Below are 24,942 nucleotides of genomic sequence, written 5' to 3' on the forward strand. Positions count from 1 at the left end.
CCTCCTCTTCTCGTTTTCCTTTGACAAAAAGAAAAACCTTTACCATATATGGAAAAGGTCAAGAATAGACTAAGTATCGTTCCCTACGCTGGCATTACCCAGATCAGGTGCGGTCGAAGTTTAACACTTCCTCTCAGACTGTACACAGACTCCCATATATTATATAGATATATGATAGCGCAAAATAAGAAAAATGTCAAGGAAACTGCTTACAGAAAAGAGCAGGAAACATTTCCTACTCCAATTTTCTATACTCGTTCTCCATCACTGTTTACTCTGTAGCCATCCACCGTCGTATTAACAGCTAAGGCACCTGAAGAGTAAGAATAATACCACTTACCAAAAACTTGATACCAGCCTGTTTTCATTGCCCCTGAACTATCCAGATAATACCACGAGCCATTTTCCTTTAACCAGCCTGTCTGCATTTCACCAGATGATTTCAAATAATACCAGCTGGAACCATCCTTCAACCATCCCGTTGATTTAGACCCATTTGATTTAAAATGATACCAACTACCATTTATTTTCTTCCAACCGACAGTCGATCCATTATTTGAGCTATAATTAGAGCTATTCCCTGATTGGTTCTGATAATTCTGTGAAGAAGTCACTCCCTCTAGCTGTATATAGCGATGACTTCCGTTATAAGCTGTATAACTCAACCACTTGTATCCATCTTTTTCGAGAATTTGATCATAATGAACCTTCTCCCCAGGATAATAGTAATCAATCACAGTTGCGCTAGCTAGAGGTTCAGTTTTAATAGCAGACTTGGTCTTAAAATAATGAGTTCCACCGGTTGAAGAAAGAACAGAATTACCTAGAGGATTTTTATTCACAGCCTCCAATTGAACATAACGATAGCTTCCATTATAGGCAGTATAACTCAACCACTTGTACCCATCTTTTTCGAGCATTTGATCATAATGAACATTCTCCCCAGGATAATAGTAATCAATCACAGTTGCGCTAGCTAGAGGCTGATTTTTGATAGCTGACTTAGTCTTAAAATAATGTGTTCCTCCTGTTGAAACTGAGGTTTGACTATTCCCAACACTGCCACCAGCCAAATCTTTAAAATGAATAAATCCTGTCATCGTATTTGCTTTTATAATTCGTTTATTATAGGCTTCTGTATAACCATAGTTATATTCCTCAATCTCAATCTTATCTCCCATTACATTTGACACCCAGGCAACATGCCCATAAGTTCCTGCAGTAGACCAAGCAATGGAGCCAATCGTCGGTGTATTATCTACACGATAGCCTTCATGACGAGCACGGTGCCCCCATTCATTCGCATTTCCATAAGCCCTTGGAATCTCAAAACCATTGACACTACTCAAACGAAAGGCTGCAAAAGAAGTACACTGACGAGAATACATGCGCCACTGATCAATCTCCTGACTCCCATTTTTATAATAAGCAGGATAATCATCCCCACGCGCAATTGATCCATTCCCTCCAGAATAGGCATAGACACTATCACCCGCTGCTAGCATCAATCCTACTACTAAAAAAGGAACAAGCTTTTTAACTGACATCTTCAAGTAATAACTTGTCCCTCTTGCTATAAACGGTAAAATTTTCATTCTTCCTCCTTGAAAAATAATATAAATCGAAGATTGCCTTCACTTAAACTATTCGGAGAAAAAAGAAAAAGTGAGAAAATTTCTCACTTTAGTCCAGATAATGAATCAAATTCTTTTCAGTAAGAATATCTGAGTAAGTAAAGGATTCAACGTAAACATTAGCTTGTTTATCTCCTTCCACATTCCCAAATTCCACAATAAATAGGGATGGATAAACTTCAATTAACTTACCCAATCTATTTTTTTGGCGCTTACGACCATTTTCCAAAGTCATTTCGATTACATGACCCTCATGCGCCTTGATTTCCTCTTTGATTTTTTTCATCTTGGCTACATCTGTAAATGCATCTGACATCTTATGCCTCCCTCTTTGAGATACTTGAAAATTTATTGTATTCTTTTTGGAAAATTAATTCCACCGTTCCACGAGCTCCACTACGGTTTTTCTCGATAATAACTTCTACCTTATTATTTGGGATGCCTTCCTCTTCTTCACCACCACGCTCATAGTAATCGTCGCGATAAAGAAAGGCTACGATATCAGCGTCCTGCTCAATAGACCCAGATTCACGAATATCAGACAAGACCGGTCTCTTATCCTGACGTTGTTCTACCCCACGAGAAAGCTGACTAAGAGCGATTACTGGAACCTTCAGTTCCTTAGCTAAAATTTTCAACTGACGTGAAATTTCTGAAACTTCTTGTTGGCGGTTTTCTCGCCCAGTTCCCGTGATAAGCTGCAAGTAATCTATCAAAATCAAACCAAGATTCCCAGTTTCTTGAGCCAGTTTACGAGAACGAGAACGAATTTCCGTAATCCGAATCCCTGGCGTATCATCGATATAGATACTTGCATTAGCTAGATTCCCTTGAGCAATGGTATACTTTTGCCACTCCTCATCGGTCAATTGACCTGTACGGATAGAATGGGATTCCACCAAACCTTCTGCCGCCAACATACGATCCACTAGACTTTCCGCACCCATTTCCAGTGAAAAAATAGCAACCGTTTTGTCCAACTTAGTCCCAATGTTCTGAGCGATATTCAAGGCAAAGGCTGTCTTACCAACCGCCGGACGAGCTGCTAAGATAATCAACTCCTCTTCATGCAGACCAGTCGTCATATGATCTAAATCACGATAGCCTGTCGCAATACCTGTAATATCGGTCGTTTGTTGCGAGCGAGCTTCCAGATTTCCAAAGTTGACATTCAACACATCTCGAATGTTCTTAAATCCACTTCGATTAGCATTTTCGCTGACATCAATCAGGCCTTTTTCTGCCTGAGCAATGATTTCATCAGCTGGTTGTGAAGCCTCGTAAGCTTGGTTGACAGACTCTGTCAACTTGGCAATTAAACGACGTAGCATTGCTTTTTCTGCAACGATTTTAGCATAATACTCCGCATTAGCAGAAGTGGGCACAGAATTGACAATCTCAACTAGGTAAGACAGGCCACCAATATTCTGCAAATCACCTTGATTATCAAGAATGGTACGAACCGTTGTTGCATCTATAGCATCACCACGATCGGATAAATCAACCATAGCTTGGAAAATCAAACGATGGGCATACTTAAAAAAGTCCCGAGACTCAATGTATTCTCGCACAAAAACAAGCTTACTCTCATCAATAAAGATAGCCCCTAAAACGGATTGCTCAGCTAAGATATCTTGAGGTTGTACTCGTAACTCTTCTACTTCTGCCATCAGACTTCCCTTCCTTTTACAATCTTGTCAAGAAGGTGTAAACTTATCCTTCTTTCACACGAAGATTGATTACACTTGTAATATCTTGATAGATTTTCACTGGTACATCAATCAAACCAACTGCTCGAATCGGAGCTTGTACTTGAATATGACGTTTATCAATCTTAATTCCAAATTGCTTTTGCAATTCTTCTGCAATTTTCTTATTGGTAATCGAACCAAAGGTACGACCATCTGGACCAACTTTTTCAACAAATTCTACAATAGTTTCCTCTGCTTCTAATTGGGCTTTAATTGCTTTTGCTTCTGCAATCATCTCAGCATGAGCTTTTTCTTCAGATTTTTGTTTACCACGAAGTTCACCTACAGCTTGAGCAGTTGCTTCTTTGGCTAGATTCTTTTTGATAAGAAAGTTTTGCGCATACCCTGTTGGTACTTCCTTAATTTCGCCTTTTTTACCTTTTCCTTTGACATCTGCTAAAAAGATTACTTTCATTCTTCTTTCTCCTTTTCCTTTATTTCATTTAATACAATTTCTGTCAGTTTTTCACCTGCTTCTGACAAGGTTAAATCCTTAATTTGAGCTGCAGCTAAATTAAAGTGGCCCCCACCGCCTAACTCTTCCATAATCCGTTGTACATTCAGTTTACTACGACTCCGAGCTGAGATGGATATAAATCCTTGTGTATTTTTCGCAAGGACAAAACTCGCTTCAATACCTGACATAGCTAACATGGCATCTGCTGCCTTACTAATAACAACTGTGTCATAGCATTTCGTGTTCTTAGCCTCTGCTATTAGTACATCTGAACCTAATTTACGCCCCTGTAAAATCAGTTCATTGACCTCACGATATTCTTCAAAATCTGTCGCAGCGATTTCTTGGATAGCAATACTATCGCTTCCGCGCGTTCTGAGATAGCTAGCAACATCAAATGTCCGACTAGTCACTCGTGAGGTGAAATTTTTAGTATCCAGCATCATACCAGCCATCAAGACGCTTGCTTGCATACGACTCAAACGATTTTTCTTAGAATTCTGGAACTGAATCAATTCCGTTACCAACTCACTGGCACTGCTTGCACCACTTTCGATATAAGTAATGACCGCATTATCTGGAAAATCCTGATCCCTTCTATGGTGATCAATAACGATGGTCTGTGTAAATAAATCATAAAATTCTTTCGATAAAGTTAAAGCTGTCTTTGAATGGTCTACAAGAATCAACAAAGAACGATTGGTTACCATCCCCATTGCATCCTTAACAGACAACAACTTCGTAACTCCTTCTTTTTCTAAGAATGAAACAGCTCGTTCAATATCTGGAGACATTTGTTCTTCATCATAAAGAGCATAGCTATTTTCAATCACATTGCTGGCGAACAACTGCATACCTACAGCAGAGCCCAAGGCATCCATATCTAAATTTCTATGCCCAACTACAAACACTTGATCCACACTACGAATCTTATCAGATATGGCTGTCATCATTGATCGAGTACGGGTACGAGTGCGCTTGATGGACGCAGCAGATCCACCGCCAAAGTAGACTGGATTTTTCGTTTCATCATTCTCCTTGACAACCACCTGGTCGCCACCACGTACTTCAGCCAAATTCAAGTTGAGCAAAGCAACTTTCCCTATTTCATCATGATTTCCATCGCCATAAGAAAATCCCATACTTAAGGTCAAGGGCAACTGTCTCTGTTTCGACTCTTCTCTGAAAGCATCAATAACAGAAAATTTATCATTCATCAAGCCCTCAAGCACCGTGTAGTCAGTAAATAGATAAAATCGATCCATACTTACCCGACGAGAAAACATCATGTATTTTTCTGAAAACTCTGATATAAAATTAGCTACAAAACTATTGATTTGACTAATATCTGACTCAGAAGTTGCATCCTCCAAATCATCATAATTATCCACAGATACAACTCCAATCACTGGTCGACTCGTTACTAATTCATCTGTTATGGCTTGCTCCCTGGATACATCTACAAAATACAAAACACCGGAAGAAGCATCCATATGAACAGCATAACGCTTCTCACCCAGTTTGGCATAAGTAGACGGATTTCCTACTGAAGCCTTGATAATCGTTTGAACAGCTTCCAAATCAAAATCGCCATCTTCCTTGGTCAAAATCAATTCAGCATAGGGATTAAACCACTCAACTTCTCCAGAAGATAAATTCAATTTCATAACACCTACAGGCATCTGTTCCAATAGAGCTGTCAAACTTTCTTCCGCTTGGTGGTTTACATACTGTATCTGTTCTACATCACTCCTTGTATAATGCACTCTCAGTTTCTTAAATAAAAAAACATAGCCTCCTACAAAAAGAAACAAAATGAAAACCGTCAACAGATTATTATTAACAAAAATAATGAAAGTGGATAAGACTCCAAACGCAACCAATCCTACTAGAATAGGAAAAATTGGACTTACATAAAATTTTTTCATTCCAAACCTCTTGGCACCCATTATACCATAATACCCCTCAAAAAGCGACTTTTTAAAAGTGTAATCAGTAATTCTATCAATTATAAGAAAAAAGAGGTTTACAATTCAGTAAACCTACCTTTACACATATTGAAATTAAGATTCTTTAACCTCTAACAAACCAATTTCGCCATCCTCACGACGATAAATCACATTGGTTGTCTGATCTTCAACATCCACATAGATAAAGAAATCATGTCCTAACAAATCCATTTGTAGAATAGCTTCTTCCAAATCCATTGGTTTTAAATCAATTTGTTTTGAACGAACAACTTTAGACTGGACAACATTTGGATCTTCCACCAAAGCATCTGTAAATAATTGACTAGTTGCTACCTTATTTTTATTTTTACGCTCGATTTTTGTTTTATTTTTACGAATCTGACGTTCAATTTTATCAGTTACAAGGTCAATTGAACCATACATATCTTGAGATACATCTTCTGCGCGGAGAGTAATAGATCCAAGCGGAATCGTTACTTCCACTTTAGCCGTTTTTTCACGATAAACTTTTAAGTTAATTCGGGCATCCAACTCTTGTTCTGGCTGGAAGTACTTTTCGATCTTTTCGAGTTTAGAAACTACATAATCACGAATTGCTTCTGTTACTTCTAGGTTTTCACCACGGATACTATATTTAATCATATGAGTACCTTCTTTCTAAACATTTTTGTTTTTATGATTTTATTATAACGCTTTCATTCTATTTTTGCAAATTTTTTCCTCATCTTACAAGGGAAAATGTTTTTACATCCTCAGCACCAGCTTCTTCCAGCAGTTTCTTCACACGATTTATAGTTGTTCCTGTAGTATAAATATCATCTATAAGTAGGATTTTCTTAGGAATGCGGACTCCACTTTTAATAAAGAAAGGAAGTTCTGTCGCCAAGCGCTCTGAGCGACTTTTAGAAGAACTGGCTCGTTCTTCTCTTTTCTCTAGTAAGTCTTGAAAAGAGAACCCTGCTGCTTCAACTAAACCTTCAACCTGGTTAAATCCCCTCTCGAGCAATCTTTCAGGACTTAGGGGAATGACTACAAATTGATACTCTTTGTACTTTTTTAACTCCGCACTTAAAAATGAAGCGAAAATTTTTCTTAAAAGGAAATCTCCATCAAATTTATACCGACTGAAAAAATCCTTCATAGCTTGATTATAAGTAAAAATCGCTCTATGACTGACTTCAACTCCTTCTTTACACCAAAGTTGACAATCTTGACACTTTGTTGACAAACCTGTTTTCATACAATTTGGACAGTTCTCTTCCCCAATTCTTTCAAAAGTAAAATCACAGTCTGAACAAAGACAGGAGTCATCATTCCTCAGAAGCAAGAGACTACTAAAAGTTAAAACAGTCTTCATAGTCTGCCCACATAACAAGCACTTCATAGACCAGCCTCCTTATTCATCATCTGAATTTCCTTAATCGCCTTCTTGATTGAATCATTTAACCCATCATGGAAGAAAAGTAAATCTCCTGTCGGTCTATCCATGCTTCGTCCAACTCGTCCACCAATTTGAATCAAACTAGACTTGGTAAACAAATGATGATTGGCCTCTACTACCAAAACGTCCACACAAGGGAATGTAACTCCACGCTCCAAGATTGTCGTACTGATAAGTATTGTCAGCTCCCCATCTCGAAAAGCTTGTACTTTCTCTAATCGATCCTCTGTTACAGAAGATACAAATCCAATTTTCTCATTTGGAAATTGCTCCTGTAAGATTTCTTTTAACTGCTCCCCTTTCTTAATTTCTGATGCAAAAATAAGTAACGGATAAGATGTCTTTCTCTGCTTATCAATATAGGACTTTAACTTTGGCGACAAACACTTCTTATCTAAGTAGCGATTAAAATCCGATAACCAAATTGGTTTTGGAATAATCAACGGATTTCCATGAAACCGTCTCGGTAAACTCAGTCTTTTTAGTTCTCCTAAACGGACCTTTTTATCTAACTCATCGGTCGAAGTCGCTGTTAAAAAGATTCTCAGCCCATTCTCCTTTACACTATTCTTGACAGCATGGTAAAGCATGGGGTTGTCAACATAAGGAAAGGCATCTACTTCATCCACTATCAGTAAATCAAAAGCTTGATAAAATTTCAATAACTGATGGGTCGTCGCAACAACTAGTGGTGTTCGAAAATACGGCTTTGATTCTCCATGTAGGAGGGCTATCTCGCAAGAAAAATCCTTTTGCAGGCGCTTGTATAGCTCCAAACAAACATCTATGCGAGGACTAGCCAAACATACTGAACCACCCCTATTAATCACCTTAGCCACAACTTGATAAATCATTTCTGTCTTTCCAGCCCCTGTTACCGCATGTACTAAGGTTGGCTCGTGCTTGTCTACTGCTTGAAGCAGTCCCTCTGACACCTTCTCTTGAAAAGGAGTTAATTGACCACGCCATTTAAGAACATCTTGCTTCGGAAAATCCTCCTGCGGAAAATAGTATAAAGCTTGATTACTCCTGACTCGCTTCATCAGCAAGCACTCTCGACAATAGTAAGCACCGATGGGCAAATACCATTCTTCTAGAATAGTACTATTACAACGTTGACAGAAAATCTTCCCCTTTTCCTTTCTCATTGCTGGAAGTTTCTCCGCCAACTGACGCTCCTCTTCTGTTAATTCATTCTCCGTAAACAAACGACCGAGATAATTTGGATTTACTTTCATACTTCTTTATTCGTAAAAACTAGCACTTTAGATGATTTTTTAGTACAATTAAATCATGGAATTTAGAACAATTAAAGAGGACGGTCAAGTCCAAGAAGAAATCAAAAAATCACGCTTTATCTGTCATGCCAAGCGTGTTTATAGCGAAGAAGAGGCTCGTGACTTCATTACTGCTATCAAAAAAGAACACTACAAAGCGACGCATAACTGCTCTGCCTTCATTATTGGAGAACGTAGTGAAATTAAACGTACAAGTGATGATGGTGAGCCTAGTGGTACTGCTGGCGTTCCCATGCTTGGGGTGCTAGAAAATCACAATCTTACCAATGTCTGTGTGGTAGTGACACGCTACTTTGGTGGTATTAAACTAGGCGCTGGAGGACTGATTCGTGCTTACGCCGGCAGTGTCGCCTTAGGTGTCAAAGAAATTGGTATTATTGAAATAAAAGAACAGGCTGGCATTGCTATTCAAATGTCTTATGCTCAGTACCAAGAGTACAGTAACTTCCTTAAAGAACATGATCTCATGGAGCTGGATACAAACTTTACAGATCAAGTCGATACGATGATTTATGTTGATAAAGAAGAAAAAGAAAATATTAAAGCTGCACTTGTAGAGTTTTTTAATGGAAAAATCACTTTAACTGACCAAGGTTTACGAGAAGTTGAAGTTCCTGTAAACTTATTGTAAACAATGGATAATACAGCGTTTCGTTGACATTCTCACAACTACTTTAGCGAGCAAAATAAAAAGATGCTTGCCAAGACCTACTAGAAAATGAAGCAATTCAAAAAGAAAACGGATAGCATTCTCCTTTACACCTATTTACTAGAATTAGCCTATCACAATCGCTTGAAAATTAATAGCTTTGACCTATGATATAAAAAAATCCTATCACTTCGATAGGATTTCTATATTTTACAAATGTTATAGATAGCGTTATACTAGAGATATCTTATACAAAGAGGTATTCATATGTCTATTTATAACAACATTACTGAATTAATCGGTCAAACTCCGATTGTTAAACTCAACAACATCGTGCCAGAAGGTGCTGCGGACGTCTATGTAAAGCTTGAAGCATTTAACCCTGGTTCATCGGTAAAAGACCGTATTGCTCTTAGCATGATTGAAAAAGCTGAACAAGACGGTATTCTGAAACCTGGTTCTACTATTGTTGAAGCAACAAGTGGAAACACTGGTATTGGACTTTCATGGGTAGGGGCTGCTAAAGGGTATAAAGTTGTTATCGTTATGCCTGAAACTATGAGTGTGGAACGACGTAAGATTATCCAAGCCTATGGTGCTGAACTCGTCCTTACTCCTGGTAGCGAAGGAATGAAAGGTGCTATTGCTAAGGCTCAAGAAATCGCTGCTGAACGTGATGGTTTCCTTCCTCTTCAATTTGACAACCCAGCAAATCCAGAAGTACACGAAAGAACAACAGGAGCTGAAATACTAGCTGCTTTCGGTAAAGATGGACTAAATGCCTTTGTTGCTGGAGTGGGTACCGGTGGAACGATTTCTGGTGTTTCTCATGCACTCAAATCAGCAAATTCAAACATTCAAGTTTATGCAGTGGAAGCTGATGAATCCGCCATTCTATCTGGTGAAAAACCTGGTCCTCACAAAATTCAAGGTATCTCAGCTGGATTTATTCCTGATACACTTGATACTAAAGCCTATGATGGTATCGTTCGTGTAACATCAGATGATGCTCTTGCACTCGGACGTGAAATTGGTGGAAAAGAAGGCTTCCTTGTAGGGATTTCCTCAGCTGCAGCTATCTACGGAGCCATCGAGGTTGCCAAAAAATTAGGTACAGGTAAAAAAGTTCTTGCTCTAGCACCAGATAACGGTGAACGTTATCTCTCTACAGCACTCTATGAATTTGAAGTTTAGTCTCCTAAATGCACTTAGCCCTTATTATAGGGCTTTTTATTTTTACCTTGAAAATAGGAAGCTCTCCCTATAGGGATCGACTGCATAGAAAAAAGGAAGCAAATTTACTTCCTTTCTATAATTAGTTATTCAAGGCTGCTGCCATTGTAGCTGCAACTTCAGCTTCAAAGTCGTTTGCAGCTTTCTCGATACCTTCACCAACTTCAAAGCGAGCGAACTCAACTACTGAAGCGTTAACTGATTCAAGATATGCTTCAACTGTCTTGCTATCATCCATGATGTAAACTTGTGCAAGAAGTGTGTAAGCTTGGTCAACTTTAGTGTTGTCAAGCATGAAGCGATCCATTTTACCTGGGATAATTTTGTCCCAGATTTTTTCTGGTTTGCCTTCTGCAGCCAACTCAGCTTTGATGTCAGCTTCAGCTTGAGCAATAACATCATCAGTCAATTGAGCTTTTGATCCATATTTCAAGTGTGGGAGAGCTGGTTTGTTAACCATTGCACGGCTTTCGTTATCTTGGTCGATAACGTGGTTCAATTGTGCCAACTCATCTTTAACAAATTGCTCATCCAATTCTTTGTATGAAAGAACTGTTGGTTTCATAGCAGCAATGTGCATTGAAATTTGTTTAGCAAGTGCTTCGTCTCCACCTTCGATTACAGAGATAACACCGATACGTCCACCGTTGTGTTGGTATGCTCCGAAGTGTTGTGCATCTGTTTTTTCAATCAAAGCAAAGCGACGGAATGAGATTTTTTCTCCGATAGTCGCTGTTGCAGATACGTATGCAGCTTCAAGAGTTTCACCTGAAGGCATAGTCAAAGCAAGTGCTTCCTCATTATTAGCTGGTTTTCCTTCAACGATTGCTTTAGCTGTTGCGTTTACCAACTCAACAAATTGAGCGTTTTTCGCAACGAAGTCAGTTTCAGCATTTACTTCAACAACTGCTGCAATGTTACCGTCAACATAAACACCAGTCAAACCTTCTGCAGCAACACGGTCAGCTTTCTTAGCTGCTTTTGCCATACCTTTTTCGCGAAGCAATTCAATCGCTTTTTCGATATCGCCTTCCACTTCAACCAATGCTTTTTTAGCGTCCATAACACCAGCACCAGATTTTTCACGCAACTCTTTAACAAGTTTAGCTGTAATTTCTGCCATTTTGATTCTCCTATATTTTTTAAAAATAGGAGAGCCGGGCTAAGCCCCGCCCTCCTAGGTAATTACTATTTATATAAATTAAGCGTTGTCGCCTTCTACAACTTCAACGATTTCTTCAATTGAATCTGCTTGAGTTTCTGAAGCTGCAAATTCTGCTTCAACCGCTGCTGCATCTTCACCTTGACGTCCTTCGATGATAGCGTCAGCCAATTTAGCTGTAATCAATTTAACAGCGCGGATAGCGTCATCGTTAGCTGGGATAATTACATCGATATCATCTGGATCAGTGTTTGTGTCAACCATCGCTACAACTGGGATTCCCAATTTTTTAGCTTCTTTAACAGCGATTTGCTCTTTATGTGGGTCAACTACGTACATCACATCTGGAATACGAGGCATATCTTCGATACCACCCAAGAATTTTTCAAGACGCGCACGTTGTTTGTTAAGAAGTGCAACTTCTTTCTTAGGAAGAACTTCGAAAGTTCCATCTTCTTCCATACGTTTGATTTCTTTCAAACGAGCGATACGTTTTTGGATTGTTCCCCAGTTTGTAAGAGTTCCACCCAACCAACGGTGGTTGATGAAGTATTGACCTGAACGTACTGCTTCTTCAGCAACTGCATCAGCTGCTTGTTTCTTAGTACCAACGAACAATACAACTGCATCGTTAGCTGCTGCATCACGCATGAAGTCGTATGCTTGGTCAGCGTATTTTACAGTTTGTTGCAAGTCGATAACGTGGATTCCGTTACGTTCTGTAAAGATGTATTTAGCCATCTTAGGGTTCCAGCGACGAGTTTGGTGACCAAAGTGTACACCAGCCTCAAGAAGTTGTTTCATTGAAATTACTGCCATGAGTATTTCTCCTTTTTGTTTTTTTCCTCTTCTTGACTTCAACTCGCAAAACGACCCAAGAGCAACTGCTTCACAATTCATCAAGAATGAGTATTATCGTTCACACGACAATTTTCATTTTACCATACTTTTCCAATATTTTCAAGCTATTTTGATATAATTTTTAATAGTTATTGTCTCTGGTAAAACCTGAAAAAGAGGGCTCTATTCGAGTCCCTCTCTCTAATTAGTCTGCATAAATATATGTTACAAAACCTTCAGAAGTCGTTGTTGGATTAAACCATCCACGGTGGTTTCCAAGTGTACGATTACCTGCATAGTTTGATTCTGATACTTGGATACGTGTTGTTGATTCAACAGCTGTAACAACCGCTACGTGTCCATATCCACCATCGTTCCAACATGCAATTGCTCCAACTTGAGGTGTCGATCCTGTACGGAATCCTGCTGCAGCTGCACTTGTAGCCCACTGTGCTCCATTACCCCAATAGTCTCCAGCCCAAGGTGCTAATGTTTTAACTCCCCAGGTACATTCTCCAATTGGGTAAGTTGAGGCATCCGTGTTATATGTTGGACGTACTTTAGCCTGAACAGGTGCTACTGCAGATTCAGATACTGCTTGTACCTGTGCTGTTAGGTTTGTATTACCTGAAGCAAGTACTGATTGTTGTTGGCTAGCTTGTTTTTCTTTATAAGCCGCTTCTTCTGCTGCTGCTGCACGAGCCTCAGCCTCAGCTGCTGCTTTTTGCTCTAATAGGCTTGCTTTTTCCCCTTCAGCTGTCGCTTTCTCAGCAGCAAGACTCAATTCAGCAGCTTTTAGTTCTGCCTGTTTCGTAGTCAATGCTTGAGCATCATCAGCTAATTTTTGTTGATTAGCAATTACAGTATTGATAGCATCATTATTTGCTACTTGTTTTTCAGAAATAGCTTTTTTATCTGCCTTTTGTTGTTCCAACATTTTGTTGTTAGCAGATACGATTTCACTCATTGCAGCAACACGTGAAATAGCTTCTGTAATTGATTTCGAGTTTACAATGGTATTGATATAGCTAGTTGCGGCTCCATTTGTTTGAGCACTACGAGCTTGTTTTTCCAAAGATTGGTTACGAGAAACAATGTTTTTAGAAAGTTCTGTAATCTCACCCTCGAGTTTCTTAGATTCTGCTTGTAATCTATCATTTTCAGATTGCAAGTTAGATTGCTCTGCTTGAATAGCAGATACTTGCTCCTGAATTTGATCAACTTGTTTTTGTGCTTCTTCTTGTTGTGCTGTTAAGTTACTAATTTTATTATCTTGAGCAGCAATTTTGTCATCAGTCGTTTCTGCATGGGCAGTCGTCAATACTGCTGCCTGGGAAACCATTACTGTACTTAATAAAAGCGAGGCTAAGATTTTTTTCTTCATGGTTAATAAATACTCCTTCTGTTTAAGACAATACTAGTATACCAAAAAAAACTCCAATAAATATTACGCCTTTGTTACATTTATATGTCGTTCTTATAGATAATATTTTTCAAAAATAAATTGAAAAACAGTAATCCATAAAAAATTTAAAATCATCGTCGGTACCAAGCTATAGACTATAAAAATCGACATGTTATCCACTGTCAGCCCTACCATAAAAGCCAAAAGATAACTACCCATTTCAAACAGGAAGGTCAGGACAATCATAGAGAGCATTCGTGTCCAACGATTCAACAAAATAACACTATTCAATTTATGAAGAAAGGCTCCCAATAAGATAAATAAGAGAGTTGCAATCCCTATTAGATGGAAAAAGTAAACATCGTAAACCAAGCCCACCATAAAACAATAGACTAGATAGAGATATTCTGATACTTCTATTGTCTCAAATAAGAGAAATAGAAAAAGAAAATGACTAGCCAAATGTACATGGGGGAAAAATGAGCCCAGAAGCTGGCTAATATGGGCGTCAATTAGAACAAAGAAAGGGAGCAATAAAAACACTCCAACCCGCTTCAACTGTCTCATTATGAATTCCCCACTAATTCTATCACATCCACATTATGAGTATCTGCACTCAATTTAACAGTTACTTCTCGTGTCAAATAGTCTGTACTATGCGTTGTGGCAACCACTTCACCTACAGGAATATCAGCAACGTTAAAGTTTCCTAATCCACCCGTTGTCACCTTATCTCCCGCACTAATATCGCTATTGCTATTTAATTGGCTAATTTTAAGAACTTCATTTTCTTTATCATAGCCAACAATAATTCCATAAATTGTGGTAGAACCATGTTGAATTTTTACCGAAATCTTATCAGCATTTTCTGTATTTGTCAGAAGGTTGACCATAGTAGAATTGTCCTCCACTTTTGAAACACTCCCAATCAAGCCACCATTTGCAATAGCTAACATGTTCTCAGAAGCCCCTTTTGATTTCCCTGCATCTAAGGTCAACTCCTGCTTCCAAGATACTGGAGAACGCATAATAACATCTGCTGCCAAAGTCTCTGTAGCTTGCAATTTGGACTTCATATCAAGCAATTGGCGCAGTTGCTCATTTTCTGTCTTTAAACTTTCCGCCTCATTTGATTTAACTTCTAATTGGTAAATTTGTTTCTTCAAACTTTCATTTTCATTATATGTTCGTGTCAAATGAGCCAAATCTGATTTGACAGAATCAAACCACCGAAAAGGTTTTTGTACAACCCTATCAACCAATGAGATTCCATCTCCTAATTTTGTCACAATTGTACTTGAATAAGTCGTCGCCAAGAGAGCTGATACAAGCAGAACAGTGACAAAAACAATAATGACATATTTTGATTTTTTAAAACGGTTCATATCCCTACCTTTATATCAAGAACTGTTACAGTAACTTTTTTATCAATTCCTGAAAGCTACTAAGATTTTAAGAAAAATAAACAACAACCAAGTACGAGAACAACAAGTATGGTTAGCGTATCCTTTCGAGTCCATTTCAATTGTCTGTATTGACTTCTGCCTTTTCCACCCTGATAACCACGCGCTTCCATGGCGATAGCCAAGGAATCTGCACGTTTTAAACTTGTCGCAAAAAGAGGAATCAAAATGGGAATCATCGCCTGTACTTTTTGAACGATGCTTCCTTCACCAAAATCCACTCCACGTGCTTTCTGTGCATTCATAATCCGCGTCGTATCATCCATCAAGGTTGGGACAAAACGCAAACTCATAGACAGCATCAAACCAATTTCATGAACTGGAACTTTCACACGCTTTAAAGGCGCTAACAAAGCTTCGACAGCTGATGCCAAACTTAAGGGCATGGTCGTTAAGGTTAACAAAGTTGAAAAGAAAATAATCAATACGAATCGACAAAAAATAATCCCAGCTTGTTGCAAAGCATAATCTGTGATTCTCACAAACGAAAACTCAAATAAAACATTCCCATTAGAAATGAAAAATAGTTGAAAAATAGTTGTGAAGGCAATCAAGAAAAACATAGACTTCAAGCCCTGAATAAAAAATGAAAGAGATACTCCTGACAAGGCAATAAATATCCCTGTCGCTATAAAAAGAATTAAATTCGTCAAGGGATTATTAGCCCAGAAAACGATTAAAATCAGTAACATCATAGCAAGCAATTTGCTACGTGGATCCAATCGGTGAACAATCGAATCCCCTGGGATATAACGCCCCAAAATCATACTATCCATTTAGCGACTCCTTGAACTCCTCTATCTTAATCGGTAATCGTTTAAATGACACGCCTCTATCAGCCAATCGTTTACAAAAGGCCGTAATTTTAGGTACTCCCAACTGCACTTCTTCCATAAAGACAACATCTTGAAAGACATCACTTGGCTTACCACCCTTAACTAGACGTCCCTTTTCCATCACATAGACTTGATTCGCATATTCAGCAACATCATCCATCAAATGCGTTACCAAGACAATGGTCATCCCTGACTGGTGGAGTTTTTTGAACAAATTCATCAACTCTTTTCTACCCAGAGGATCCAGGCCTGCTGTGGGTTCATCTAAGACTAATACAGCTGGCTCCATGGCAAGTATGCCTGCAATGGCCACACGTCTCATTTGTCCCCCTGACAGCTCAAACGGGCTACGATTTAAAAGTGATTCATCAATTCCAACCAGAGCCAGTTTCTCACGCGCAATCTTCTCCGCATCTTCTTCAGAAACTCCAAAATTTTGCGGTCCAAAAGCAACATCCTTCAAAACCGTTTCTTCAAAAATCTGATTTTCAGCAAACTGAAATACCAAGCCAACCTGTTTTCTAATTTGACGAATATCTTTATTTTTAGAAGTCGAGGTGATTAAGGTATCAAAAACCCTCACACTCCCTTGACTTGGTACCAATAAACCATTTAAAAGTTGTAAAATAGTTGATTTACCACTACCTGTGTGCCCAATTAAAGCTGTATAAGAACCATCTTCAATCGTCAAAGAAACATCCGACAAAGCTGCTGAAGCTAATGGAGTACCTTCTTGATATGTAAAACTCACATTTTCTAGAGCAATTCCCATAGCTTATCCTCTAGCTCACTTTCTGTCAAATAATTTTCAGGCAAATCATAGCCATTCTGGCTCAAAGAATGTTTTAATTGATTGGCAAAAGGATCGTCTAATCCAATTTGATCTAAATCATTTCGAGAGAAAAGATCTCTTGGACTATTAGTTGATTCAATTTCCCCTTTTTTCATGACCAACACACGGTCACTCATGGCAACTTCTTCCAAATCATGTGTAATGGAAATGACCGTCATATCATAGTCTTTCCGAATTCCTTTTACTGTCTCAATCAGTTCTCTACGACCCTCAGGATCCAACATACTCGTTGCTTCATCTAGAATTAGAATAGCTGGTCTTAGGGCTACAACACCTGCAATAGCTACACGTTGCTTTTGGCCACCCGATAGACGCGCTGGCTCTCTCTTTTTAAAGTCCAACATGCCAACTAAAGCTAGAGCTTCCTCCACTCTCTTTTTCATTTCTTGACGAGAAAGACCCTGATTTTCCAAACCAAAGGCAACATCATCTTCAACAGTCGCTCCAACAAATTGATTGTCTGGATTTTGAAAAACCATACCGATTTGACGACGTATATTCCAAACATTTTCCTCAGTCAGCCGTTGGCCATCTATTACAATCTCTCCGGATTCTGCTTCTAGTAAGCCATCAATTAAACGAACCGTCGTTGATTTACCACTACCATTATGCCCTACAATCGAAAGCCATTCTCCACGTTTCACGTGAAACGTAATATCCTTCACATCATAGTATTCCTGATTTTCCTTATAACGAAAAGAAAGATTTTTTACATCAATTATTGATTTCATTTCGAACCAAATGTCCTTTTAAATACATAGGCACTACCCTTAAAATAATCATAGCCAGAGTAGATAGTGAAAAATAAGGCTACATAAAGTAGAACTTGACCAAGCAAAGTCCAATGTAATAGCAAGAAAATAATGGCAAACATCTGACTAAAAGTTTTAATTTTTCCAGGCATTGCTGCTGCTAAAACTGTTCCTCCAGTTTCAACCAATAAAAGCCTTAAACCTGTCACAGCTAACTCACGACAGATAATTACTGCAACAATCCAAGCTGGAGCCATACCTAACTCAATCAGCATAATAAAAGCCGACATAACTAGTAACTTATCCGCCATAGGATCTGCAAATTTACCAAAATTACTGACCACATTCCATTTACGTGCTAAATATCCATCTAAATAGTCGGTAATACTGGCAACAGCAAAGATAATAGCTGCCACTATATGACTCTCTATCGAATTTCCTACTGTTAAAATAAAGATAAAAATAGGTATAAAGAGAATTCGACCTATTGTTAAGAGATTGGGAATTTGTTCTTTTTTCATTCGTTTTTCCTTAATTTTTAGTAAAGGTTACAGTGATTTGTCCAGTCTGCGCTGTTAACTTCGATAAATCAACAGTCTGATTATCTACTGTCAAAGTAACACCTTTTACAACACCTAACGTAATTGTTACAGGATTTTTTGTTGCAACTGTTGCTTCTGCACTTTTATTATCCGGTGATAAGGTTACACCGCCCTCAAGTTCGCTTTCTGAAACGCTGATCCAACTTGTAACATCTGAAACTGCCAATTGCAATTTAACTGTTTCCTTACTTGTCTTATAAGCGATTTCTACATGATTTCCTTCACCTGACACACTTATAGCTGATTCTACACTAGAAGAACTGCTAGATGAACTACTACTTGAAGAGTGGGGAACAGAGCTAGTTGAACTTATTGAACTTGTTGATTGAACCACACTGTAATTAGAAAGAGAAGCCCCCTCTGGTTGAGTTTGAATATAGTTCCAAACATAATAGGTCACAAAAATTAAAATCGATAAAGCAAAAAGGATAAAATAGAATAAAGGTAAAAATGATGTTTTTTTCTTCTTTTTCTTACTTGAACGTCTACGACCTGTCAACTCGTCTTCATCAACATCTACTTCCTCATAAGTAATCATACTCCCAGAATCATAAGCATCCAAAACAATTTGGTCATCTAACTCAACAGCCCATGCATATTTTCTCAAGAAAGAACGCGTGTAAAAAGGACTTGGAAGTTGATCGAAATCGTCTGCTTCCATTGCTTCCAACATATCTAACTGGATTTCTGTTTTTTTCTGCAATTCATCTAAACTCAATCCCTGATTGATTCTAGCTAATCGTAAAACCTCTCCAATTGTTTTTTTTCTCATACTTGTCATCCCTTCTTTCTAGTGTCTATTATGATAGGTTACTACGATGGGAATATTGTAAAATCAACTATATCCCCTTCATCTATTAAATGATGTCCAGCATCAAGGACATCCTCTAAAGTAATTTCCTGTAAAATCTTCGGCAAATCAAAGATTGTCTCACCTTGTCCAAAAGTATCATATTGCGTTGCAATAAATTCAAGAGAGTTCATGCTACTGAAAAATTCTCCAAACATCTCTCTTTTGATAGTATCCAAATGATCCTCTGTAATATCTAAATCCTTTGTAAAATTACGAATGGCCTTCCTAAACTGATGAGATAAAGCAACTGGCTCTTTTGTATCCATTGTCAACATGACAAAATGAAAGCGACTTGTTACTTCAACTTCCAGAGATAAGGACGCATCAATTTTACCTGATTCATATAATTTTTGAAAACGATCAGAAGTCCAACCAAACATCATTGCAAACAATAATTTTAATAAAATATGATGTCGATAGCAATCGGCCTCAGCAACTTCTCGCTTACCTCTAATCCCAATCGCTAATTTAGGAGAAGACACTTCCATTCTCATACTGTCTGTTTGCTTTACATCTTGTAAAACAAACTTTTCTCTTGCTACTTCCTGAACATCTAAATCTTTACGTTCTTTTCTTTCAAAGTAGTCCTGTACTTGATCCACATCAAAATTACCAACTAAAAACAGAGACATGTTTACAGGTTTGTAAAATCTTGTAAAATTTTCTTGCAAATTAGTTAGATTGATTTGGAAAATGGACTCCTCACTACCAACTATATCAGTTGCTAAAGGTGTTCCTGGATACAAATTCGCTAAAGTTGAAAAGAATAAACACGAATCTGGATCATCTTGATACATTTCTCGTTCTTGCTGGATAATATCCTGCTCTCTCAGAATGGAGTCTTCAGTAAAGTGTGCTGATGTTACCAATTCATCAAGTAAGTCTAAATTTTCTAAAAAATGATCCGTTGCTGAAAAAAGATAACTTGTTTTTGTAAAGCTTGTAAAGGCATTACTATCTGCACCTAGACTCGTAAAAGCCGACATCAAGTCGCTAGAATCTTCTCTTTCAAATAATTTATGTTCAAGAAAATGAGCAATTCCTGCAGGATATTGTTTTACAGCTCCGTCAACTCCTGTGACAAGCGCATCTGCTGAACCAAACTGAACAGTGACACTCCCGTAAACCTCTTTAAATTCCTTTTTAGGCAAAAGAGCAACTGTCAATCCGTTGGCCAAACGAGTCCGATAAACCATTTCTTTTACAGCTGGATAGTATTTTTCTTCAAAAATAACCTTTGTCATTCTATTCCTTCCATAAAGTAAATCGCCTGTAGTTTCACATTATTAGCTGCTCTACAAATATCATCTTTGGCAACTTGCTCGAGTTTTGCAATCCAACTTTTAAAGTCTGCCGAAAATTTTCCAAGTAAGGCATTTTGATAAGCACGTTCAATCAATGAAGATTGATTATCTTGAGAAAGTAACAAAGACCGACGAATCATTTCCTTGGTCTGCTCTAACTCAAGCTCTGTAAAATATCCTTTTTTTAAATCAATCAGTTGATTATTCATCATTTTACGAGCCTGGTTACGATTTTCTCGATTGATACCAGCATACATCTTCAAGAATCCACTAAACAAATCAAGCTGACTTGAAATAGTATAAGCCAATCCAGCATTTTCACGGACATTTGTAAATAGTTTAGAGTGAGCAAATCCACCAAGTAAACCATTCATTACAATCATGGGGAAATGTTGCTCATCACCATATTCAGCAGAGCAATGATATCCCAACTCTAAAATAGACTGTCCCACATTTTTCCTAACCATGCCTTCTTGCAAGATATTGGAATAAGGTTGGCAATATTGAATCTTCACATCCACTTCTCGACCTTTAAAGGCAAATGATTCTAATACATTTTGAATTTCAACCTCATTAAAATCACCTAGGAAAAAGAAATCGATTCGATCATTGGCCAAAAATTCTTGGAAACAAGAATAAGAACTTTGTGGAGTTTCAGCTAAAATACGATTTCGTAAATCACTATATTCCAATTGGAGACGTTCATCATGAAAAAATAATTTATCTAATTCTTTATGTGCGAAATAAAAAGAATCATCCATATCAGCTGCTAAACTTGCTAGCAATTGCTTTTTCTCAATTTCAAATAAGGCCGAATCAAACCCATTATCAACTACTACGGGTGAAAAAAGAGTTTCTTTTACAAGTTCCAAAACCTGAGAAGTTAGCATATTTTTCCTACTTAAAAACTCATCACGAACATAGGTAAATGTCAATTCTACAATGTGACTTTGCCCTCTTCTGAAACAATTGGTTGACATATCTGTACCGTATAGACTGGCTAAATGTCTTCTCAAATCTTGAGAAGTGGGGTACATCTGATTAGCAGTCTCTAGCATACTCGCACTCAACATGCGACCTGCAATCGTATCGAGGGATAATGGAGTGGTAAAACGCACGGCGATTTTGTTCGTTTTAAACTTCTTTGATTGGATAAAATGTGTTGAAATTCCATGCACTAACTCCATGATTTACCTCCTTATATACAGACTTCTATTATATCACGAAAACCTGAAATTTTCTTGTTCTCTGTAACACTTTTGAAATAAAAATCGCTTACATTTCTCCCTGTTTCTCTCACTATTTTTAGGAAAATATGGTATAATACCAAAGATTGAGGTGAATTATGGAATACAAATTATTTGAAGAATTTATTACCCTCCAAGCACTACTCAAAGAACTTGGAATCACACATAGCGGAGGAGCTATCAAATCCTTTCTCTCTGAACATTCTGTTTACTTTAATGGGGAATTAGAGAGTCGTCGCGGTAAAAAACTTCGTATTGGCGATAAAGTTGACATCCCTGACATGAATATTGACATCTTGTTGACACAACCTACTTCTGAAGAACTAGATGAATACCAAGCTGATAAAGTTGAAAAAGAACGAATCGCTAAACTTGTTAAGGAGATGAATAAAGGAGTAAAAAAAGACAACTCTAAACCTACTTCATCACCAAAAAGCAAACAAGCTCCGCGATTCCCTGGTAGATAATCATGTGGCTACAACACCTATCTCTCAAGACTTTTCGTAATTACAAAGAGACGAAAATAGACTTTAATCCTAAATTGAATGTCTTTTTGGGACGTAATGCACAAGGAAAAACAAATATGTTAGAGGCTATCTATTTTTTAGCCTTAACGCGTAGTCATCGAACTCGAACAGATAAAAATCTCATTCATTTTGATGAGGAACAACTTCATCTTTCAGGTCTTGTTCAGAAAAAAACGGGATCTATTCCCCTCGAAATCGAACTAACACAAAAAGGACGTGTGACAAAAGTTAATCATTTAAAACAGGCACGCCTTTCAGATTATGTAGGACACATGAATGTTGTCTTATTTGCTCCTGAAGATTTACAACTAATTAAAGGAGCACCTTCGGTTCGACGAAAATTCATTGATATGGAACTTGGACAAATCAAGCCAATCTATTTATCTGACTTAACCAATTATAACCACATCCTAAAGCAAAGAAACACTTACCTAAAATCAGCTCAAAAAATAGATGAAACCTTCCTTTCAGTACTAGATGATCAGCTAGTTGATTATGGATGTCGTGTGATGAATCACCGCTTAGATTTCATAAAAAAACTAGAATATTTTGGCCGTAAGAAACATTTTGAGCTTTCTAATCAGATTGAAGAGTTGTCAATATACTATCAATCTTCTGTCAAGCTAACTGACAAAGAAGACTTATCCGAATCTTTCAAAATTTCTTTAGAAAAAAGTAGATCCAGAGATTTATTAAAAAAGAATACTGGTGTCGGTCCTCATCGAGATGACATTTCTTTTTATATAAATGGGATGGATGCTAGTTTCGGAAGTCAAGGCCAACATCGTAGTCTCGTCCTTTCTATAAAATTAGCAGAAATCGAATTAATGGAAAGTATTACTACAGAATCTCCAATATTACTGCTTGACGATGTCATGAGTGAACTTGATAACACTAGACAATTAAAATTATTAGAAACGATTTCTCATTCAATCCAAACCTTTATCACAACAACAAGCTTAGATCATCTTCAAAATCTGCCAGAAAATCTAAGTATCTTCACTATTCAAGATGGTAAAGTTATTGTAAATAAAACTTGACAATATTGTAAAAGAACTCCTGTTTCCATGGGAGTTCTTTTCATTGTTTTTTACATAGAATAATTTGGTGCCTCATTAGTAATTTGTACATCATGAGGGTGGCTTTCTTTCAAACCAGCACCAGACATTTCAATAAATTGAGCATTATCGTGTAGTTCTTTAAGGTTAGCTGCACCACAGTAACCCATACCAGAGCGAATACCTCCAATCATTTGGAAGACAATATCAGCTGCTGCTCCTTTATAAGCAACACGACCTTCAATTCCTTCTGGAACAAGTTTATTTGCTTCATTGACAGAACCTTGGAAGTACCGATCGCTTGAGCCTTTTTTCATAGCAGCAATTGATCCCATACCACGGTAAGTCTTGAACTTACGTCCTTGGAAGATTTCAGTCTCTCCTGGAGCTTCATCAGTTCCAGCAAACATTGATCCAAGCATAACTGCATTTCCACCAGCAGCAAGAGCTTTTACAATATCTCCAGAATACTTGATTCCACCGTCAGCAATGATCGTTTTTCCATATTCACGCGCAACGGCTGCAGCATCGTAGATAGCTGTTACTTGCGGAACACCAACACCAGCAATCACACGAGTAGTACAGATAGAACCTGGTCCAATACCAACCTTGACAACGTCTACACCTGCTTCATAAAGGGCACGCGCTCCCTCAGCAGTAGCAATATTTCCAGCAATCAAAGTACGATCTGGGAAGTGAGCACGAATCTCAGCAATTTTACGCAAGACACCTGCAGAATGACCATGTGCAGTATCAATAACAATCGCATCCGCTCCTGCCTCAAAAAGAGCCTCTGCACGTTCAAATGTATCTGAAGTAACACCTACTGCACCTGCAACTAGAAGACGACCAAATTCATCTTTAGCAGCATTTGGAAACTCAATAACTTTTTCAATATCTTTGATAGTAATCAAACCAGAAAGACGACCAAACTCATCTACCAAAGGAAGCTTTTCAATACGGTGCTCTTGAAGAATACTCTCAGCTGTTGAAAGATCTGTACCTACAGGAGCAGTCACAAGATTTTCACTGGTCATATGATTTGAGATTGGTTGGTTATAGTCAGAAATAAAACGAAGATCTCGGTTTGTCAAAATACCAACCAATTTACGATTTTCAAGTGTTTCAACAACTGGAACACCACTGATGCGGTAACGACCCATAAGCTCATCTGCTTCAGCAATTGTATGTTCAGGCGTCAAGAAGAACGGATCAATAATAACTCCATTTTCAGAACGTTTTACCTTACGAACCTCGTCTGCTTGTTGAGCAATTGACATGTTTTTATGGATAACTCCGAGACCGCCTGCACGAGCAATAGCAATAGCCATTTGACTCTCTGTAACTGTGTCCATGGCAGCGGTAATAATTGGGATATTTAAAGTCAGATTATCTGCCAATTTAGTTGTTAAATCTGCATCGTTAGGCAACACATGACTTTCAGCTGGAATAAGCAATACATCATCAAAGGTAAAACCTTTTTTCAAAAATTTAGTGTCCCAATTAGACATTCGAAGTTTCCTCTTTTCTTTCTTTTTGAGCTTGACTCTTTTTATATTGTATCTATCATACCATTCTATAAAAATTTGTCAAATGTTACAGGGGTA

At 37.9% G+C, this 24,942-nt stretch carries 25 protein-coding genes, 1 pseudogene and 1 riboswitch; of the genes and pseudogenes, 5 read left to right on the top strand and 21 right to left on the bottom strand.

Going from position 1 to position 24,942, the window contains the following annotated elements; genetic code table 11:
* Window positions 1-63: 63 nt before the first annotated feature.
* A riboswitch (TPP riboswitch) is annotated at window positions 64-166 on the bottom strand.
* Window positions 167-248: 82 nt separating this feature from the next.
* The 8 genes from cbpD to AC6I9F_RS09860 form a co-directional block, all read right to left on the bottom strand.
* A complete protein-coding gene (cbpD, locus tag AC6I9F_RS09825) occupies window positions 249-1,595 on the bottom strand; it encodes a choline binding-anchored murein hydrolase CbpD (protein ID WP_498021999.1) in 1,347 nt (448 codons plus the stop codon).
* A gap of 88 nt (window positions 1,596-1,683) precedes the next feature.
* Window positions 1,684-1,950 (bottom strand): Veg family protein, encoded by a 267-nt coding sequence (locus AC6I9F_RS09830; protein ID WP_001278160.1) that lies wholly within the window; start codon window positions 1,948-1,950, stop codon window positions 1,684-1,686.
* Between the two features lies 1 nt (window position 1,951).
* Window positions 1,952-3,304: a replicative DNA helicase gene (dnaB, locus tag AC6I9F_RS09835; RefSeq protein WP_000852490.1), complete on the bottom strand. Its 1,353-nt coding sequence runs from the start codon at window positions 3,302-3,304 to the stop codon at window positions 1,952-1,954.
* A 43-nt stretch (window positions 3,305-3,347) separates the two neighbouring features.
* The gene (gene rplI, locus AC6I9F_RS09840; protein ID WP_000864213.1) at window positions 3,348-3,800 is read right to left on the bottom strand and encodes a 50S ribosomal protein L9; all 453 of its coding nucleotides are present in this window, start codon (window positions 3,798-3,800) and stop codon (window positions 3,348-3,350) included.
* Window positions 3,797-5,770: a GGDEF domain-containing protein gene (locus AC6I9F_RS09845; protein WP_498022001.1), complete on the bottom strand. Its 1,974-nt coding sequence runs from the start codon at window positions 5,768-5,770 to the stop codon at window positions 3,797-3,799. The genes rplI and AC6I9F_RS09845 overlap by 4 nt, the downstream gene beginning before the upstream one ends.
* 135 nt (window positions 5,771-5,905) lie before the next feature.
* Window positions 5,906-6,454, bottom strand: coding sequence for a ribosome hibernation-promoting factor, HPF/YfiA family (gene hpf, locus AC6I9F_RS09850; RefSeq protein ID WP_049513313.1), 549 nt, complete (start codon window positions 6,452-6,454; stop codon window positions 5,906-5,908).
* A 79-nt stretch (window positions 6,455-6,533) separates the two neighbouring features.
* Entirely contained in the window at window positions 6,534-7,196 is a 663-nt protein-coding gene (locus tag AC6I9F_RS09855; RefSeq protein ID WP_218764583.1) for a ComF family protein, read from the bottom strand.
* Window positions 7,193-8,491, bottom strand: a complete 1,299-nt coding sequence (locus AC6I9F_RS09860; protein WP_498022003.1) for an ATP-dependent helicase ComFA — start codon at window positions 8,489-8,491, stop codon at window positions 7,193-7,195. The genes AC6I9F_RS09855 and AC6I9F_RS09860 overlap by 4 nt, the downstream gene beginning before the upstream one ends.
* A 55-nt stretch (window positions 8,492-8,546) precedes the next feature.
* On the opposite strand from AC6I9F_RS09860, the gene AC6I9F_RS09865 reads away from it, so the two are divergent.
* From AC6I9F_RS09865 to cysK, 3 genes and pseudogenes are all read left to right on the top strand, one after another.
* A complete protein-coding gene (locus AC6I9F_RS09865; RefSeq protein ID WP_218764581.1) occupies window positions 8,547-9,182 on the top strand; it encodes a YigZ family protein in 636 nt (211 codons plus the stop codon).
* Window positions 9,183-9,275: 93 nt separating this feature from the next.
* A pseudogene (locus AC6I9F_RS09870) lies at window positions 9,276-9,371 on the top strand (PH domain-containing protein); the annotation flags it as partial.
* A 96-nt stretch (window positions 9,372-9,467) separates the two neighbouring features.
* Window positions 9,468-10,394 (top strand): cysteine synthase A, encoded by a 927-nt coding sequence (cysK, locus tag AC6I9F_RS09875; RefSeq protein WP_498022005.1) that lies wholly within the window; start codon window positions 9,468-9,470, stop codon window positions 10,392-10,394.
* A gap of 121 nt (window positions 10,395-10,515) precedes the next feature.
* Here the strand turns inward: cysK and tsf are convergent, their stop codons facing one another.
* The 12 genes from tsf to yfmF all read right to left on the bottom strand — a co-directional run bounded on the left by tsf (window position 10,516) and on the right by yfmF (window position 21,690).
* Complete coding sequence (tsf, locus tag AC6I9F_RS09880; protein WP_000808091.1) at window positions 10,516-11,556, bottom strand: translation elongation factor Ts; 1,041 nt, start codon at window positions 11,554-11,556, stop codon at window positions 10,516-10,518.
* A 78-nt stretch (window positions 11,557-11,634) separates the two neighbouring features.
* Complete coding sequence (gene rpsB / locus AC6I9F_RS09885) at window positions 11,635-12,414, bottom strand: 30S ribosomal protein S2 (protein ID WP_014017378.1); 780 nt, start codon at window positions 12,412-12,414, stop codon at window positions 11,635-11,637.
* 226 nt (window positions 12,415-12,640) lie between these two features.
* Window positions 12,641-13,819, bottom strand: a complete 1,179-nt coding sequence (gene pcsB / locus AC6I9F_RS09890; protein ID WP_498022008.1) for a peptidoglycan hydrolase PcsB — start codon at window positions 13,817-13,819, stop codon at window positions 12,641-12,643.
* 93 nt (window positions 13,820-13,912) lie between these two features.
* Window positions 13,913-14,407: a rod shape-determining protein MreD gene (gene mreD / locus AC6I9F_RS09895; protein WP_498022010.1), complete on the bottom strand. Its 495-nt coding sequence runs from the start codon at window positions 14,405-14,407 to the stop codon at window positions 13,913-13,915.
* Window positions 14,407-15,225 (bottom strand): rod shape-determining protein MreC, encoded by an 819-nt coding sequence (gene mreC / locus AC6I9F_RS09900; protein WP_498022012.1) that lies wholly within the window; start codon window positions 15,223-15,225, stop codon window positions 14,407-14,409. The genes mreD and mreC overlap by 1 nt, the downstream gene beginning before the upstream one ends.
* A 59-nt stretch (window positions 15,226-15,284) precedes the next feature.
* On the bottom strand, window positions 15,285-16,079 hold the full coding sequence (locus AC6I9F_RS09905) for an energy-coupling factor transporter transmembrane component T family protein (RefSeq protein ID WP_498022014.1): 795 nt from the start codon (window positions 16,077-16,079) through the stop codon (window positions 15,285-15,287).
* Window positions 16,072-16,911: an energy-coupling factor transporter ATPase gene (locus AC6I9F_RS09910; protein ID WP_023940630.1), complete on the bottom strand. Its 840-nt coding sequence runs from the start codon at window positions 16,909-16,911 to the stop codon at window positions 16,072-16,074. The genes AC6I9F_RS09905 and AC6I9F_RS09910 overlap by 8 nt, the downstream gene beginning before the upstream one ends.
* Complete coding sequence (locus tag AC6I9F_RS09915; RefSeq protein WP_498022016.1) at window positions 16,896-17,723, bottom strand: energy-coupling factor ABC transporter ATP-binding protein; 828 nt, start codon at window positions 17,721-17,723, stop codon at window positions 16,896-16,898. Before AC6I9F_RS09915 ends, AC6I9F_RS09910 begins: the two co-directional genes overlap by 16 nt.
* The gene (gene pgsA, locus AC6I9F_RS09920; protein ID WP_498022018.1) at window positions 17,720-18,265 is read right to left on the bottom strand and encodes a CDP-diacylglycerol--glycerol-3-phosphate 3-phosphatidyltransferase; all 546 of its coding nucleotides are present in this window, start codon (window positions 18,263-18,265) and stop codon (window positions 17,720-17,722) included. The genes AC6I9F_RS09915 and pgsA overlap by 4 nt, the downstream gene beginning before the upstream one ends.
* 10 nt (window positions 18,266-18,275) lie before the next feature.
* A complete protein-coding gene (gene rodZ / locus AC6I9F_RS09925; RefSeq protein ID WP_173218759.1) occupies window positions 18,276-19,118 on the bottom strand; it encodes a cytoskeleton protein RodZ in 843 nt (280 codons plus the stop codon).
* Window positions 19,119-19,159: 41 nt separating this feature from the next.
* Complete coding sequence (yfmH, locus tag AC6I9F_RS09930; RefSeq protein WP_164226124.1) at window positions 19,160-20,443, bottom strand: EF-P 5-aminopentanol modification-associated protein YfmH; 1,284 nt, start codon at window positions 20,441-20,443, stop codon at window positions 19,160-19,162.
* Window positions 20,440-21,690, bottom strand: a complete 1,251-nt coding sequence (gene yfmF, locus AC6I9F_RS09935) for an EF-P 5-aminopentanol modification-associated protein YfmF (protein ID WP_498022020.1) — start codon at window positions 21,688-21,690, stop codon at window positions 20,440-20,442. Before yfmF ends, yfmH begins: the two co-directional genes overlap by 4 nt.
* A gap of 158 nt (window positions 21,691-21,848) precedes the next feature.
* Between yfmF and yaaA the strand changes: the two genes are divergently transcribed.
* Together yaaA and recF are read left to right on the top strand one after the other, a co-directional pair.
* Window positions 21,849-22,217: a S4 domain-containing protein YaaA gene (yaaA, locus tag AC6I9F_RS09940; RefSeq protein ID WP_061438545.1), complete on the top strand. Its 369-nt coding sequence runs from the start codon at window positions 21,849-21,851 to the stop codon at window positions 22,215-22,217.
* Between the two features lie 2 nt (window positions 22,218-22,219).
* Complete coding sequence (gene recF / locus AC6I9F_RS09945) at window positions 22,220-23,317, top strand: DNA replication/repair protein RecF (RefSeq protein WP_498022022.1); 1,098 nt, start codon at window positions 22,220-22,222, stop codon at window positions 23,315-23,317.
* A 50-nt stretch (window positions 23,318-23,367) separates the two neighbouring features.
* Here the strand turns inward: recF and guaB are convergent, their stop codons facing one another.
* Window positions 23,368-24,846: an IMP dehydrogenase gene (gene guaB / locus AC6I9F_RS09950; RefSeq protein WP_173234343.1), complete on the bottom strand. Its 1,479-nt coding sequence runs from the start codon at window positions 24,844-24,846 to the stop codon at window positions 23,368-23,370.
* Window positions 24,847-24,942: the final 96 nt, after the last annotated feature.

Source organism: Streptococcus nakanonensis (assembly GCF_059738785.1).

Excerpts from the sequence above, each read along its gene's own strand:
- cbpD (WP_498021999.1), bottom strand. The coding sequence starts at position 1,595 with ATGAAAATTTTACCGTTTATAGCAAGAGGGACAAGTTATTACTTGAAG.
- AC6I9F_RS09830 (WP_001278160.1), bottom strand. The coding sequence starts at position 1,950 with ATGTCAGATGCATTTACAGATGTAGCCAAGATGAAAAAAATCAAAGAG.
- dnaB (WP_000852490.1), bottom strand. The coding sequence starts at position 3,304 with ATGGCAGAAGTAGAAGAGTTACGAGTACAACCTCAAGATATCTTAGCT.
- rplI (WP_000864213.1), bottom strand. The coding sequence starts at position 3,800 with ATGAAAGTAATCTTTTTAGCAGATGTCAAAGGAAAAGGTAAAAAAGGC.
- AC6I9F_RS09845 (WP_498022001.1), bottom strand. The coding sequence starts at position 5,770 with ATGAAAAAATTTTATGTAAGTCCAATTTTTCCTATTCTAGTAGGATTG.
- hpf (WP_049513313.1), bottom strand. The coding sequence starts at position 6,454 with ATGATTAAATATAGTATCCGTGGTGAAAACCTAGAAGTAACAGAAGCA.
- AC6I9F_RS09855 (WP_218764583.1), bottom strand. The coding sequence starts at position 7,196 with ATGAAGTGCTTGTTATGTGGGCAGACTATGAAGACTGTTTTAACTTTT.
- AC6I9F_RS09860 (WP_498022003.1), bottom strand. The coding sequence starts at position 8,491 with ATGAAAGTAAATCCAAATTATCTCGGTCGTTTGTTTACGGAGAATGAA.
- AC6I9F_RS09865 (WP_218764581.1), top strand. The coding sequence starts at position 8,547 with ATGGAATTTAGAACAATTAAAGAGGACGGTCAAGTCCAAGAAGAAATC.
- cysK (WP_498022005.1), top strand. The coding sequence starts at position 9,468 with ATGTCTATTTATAACAACATTACTGAATTAATCGGTCAAACTCCGATT.
- tsf (WP_000808091.1), bottom strand. The coding sequence starts at position 11,556 with ATGGCAGAAATTACAGCTAAACTTGTTAAAGAGTTGCGTGAAAAATCT.
- rpsB (WP_014017378.1), bottom strand. The coding sequence starts at position 12,414 with ATGGCAGTAATTTCAATGAAACAACTTCTTGAGGCTGGTGTACACTTT.
- pcsB (WP_498022008.1), bottom strand. The coding sequence starts at position 13,819 with ATGAAGAAAAAAATCTTAGCCTCGCTTTTATTAAGTACAGTAATGGTT.
- mreD (WP_498022010.1), bottom strand. The coding sequence starts at position 14,407 with ATGAGACAGTTGAAGCGGGTTGGAGTGTTTTTATTGCTCCCTTTCTTT.
- mreC (WP_498022012.1), bottom strand. The coding sequence starts at position 15,225 with ATGAACCGTTTTAAAAAATCAAAATATGTCATTATTGTTTTTGTCACT.
- AC6I9F_RS09905 (WP_498022014.1), bottom strand. The coding sequence starts at position 16,079 with ATGGATAGTATGATTTTGGGGCGTTATATCCCAGGGGATTCGATTGTT.
- AC6I9F_RS09910 (WP_023940630.1), bottom strand. The coding sequence starts at position 16,911 with ATGGGAATTGCTCTAGAAAATGTGAGTTTTACATATCAAGAAGGTACT.
- AC6I9F_RS09915 (WP_498022016.1), bottom strand. The coding sequence starts at position 17,723 with ATGAAATCAATAATTGATGTAAAAAATCTTTCTTTTCGTTATAAGGAA.
- pgsA (WP_498022018.1), bottom strand. The coding sequence starts at position 18,265 with ATGAAAAAAGAACAAATTCCCAATCTCTTAACAATAGGTCGAATTCTC.
- rodZ (WP_173218759.1), bottom strand. The coding sequence starts at position 19,118 with ATGAGAAAAAAAACAATTGGAGAGGTTTTACGATTAGCTAGAATCAAT.
- yfmH (WP_164226124.1), bottom strand. The coding sequence starts at position 20,443 with ATGACAAAGGTTATTTTTGAAGAAAAATACTATCCAGCTGTAAAAGAA.
- yfmF (WP_498022020.1), bottom strand. The coding sequence starts at position 21,690 with ATGGAGTTAGTGCATGGAATTTCAACACATTTTATCCAATCAAAGAAG.
- yaaA (WP_061438545.1), top strand. The coding sequence starts at position 21,849 with ATGGAATACAAATTATTTGAAGAATTTATTACCCTCCAAGCACTACTC.
- recF (WP_498022022.1), top strand. The coding sequence starts at position 22,220 with ATGTGGCTACAACACCTATCTCTCAAGACTTTTCGTAATTACAAAGAG.
- guaB (WP_173234343.1), bottom strand. The coding sequence starts at position 24,846 with ATGTCTAATTGGGACACTAAATTTTTGAAAAAAGGTTTTACCTTTGAT.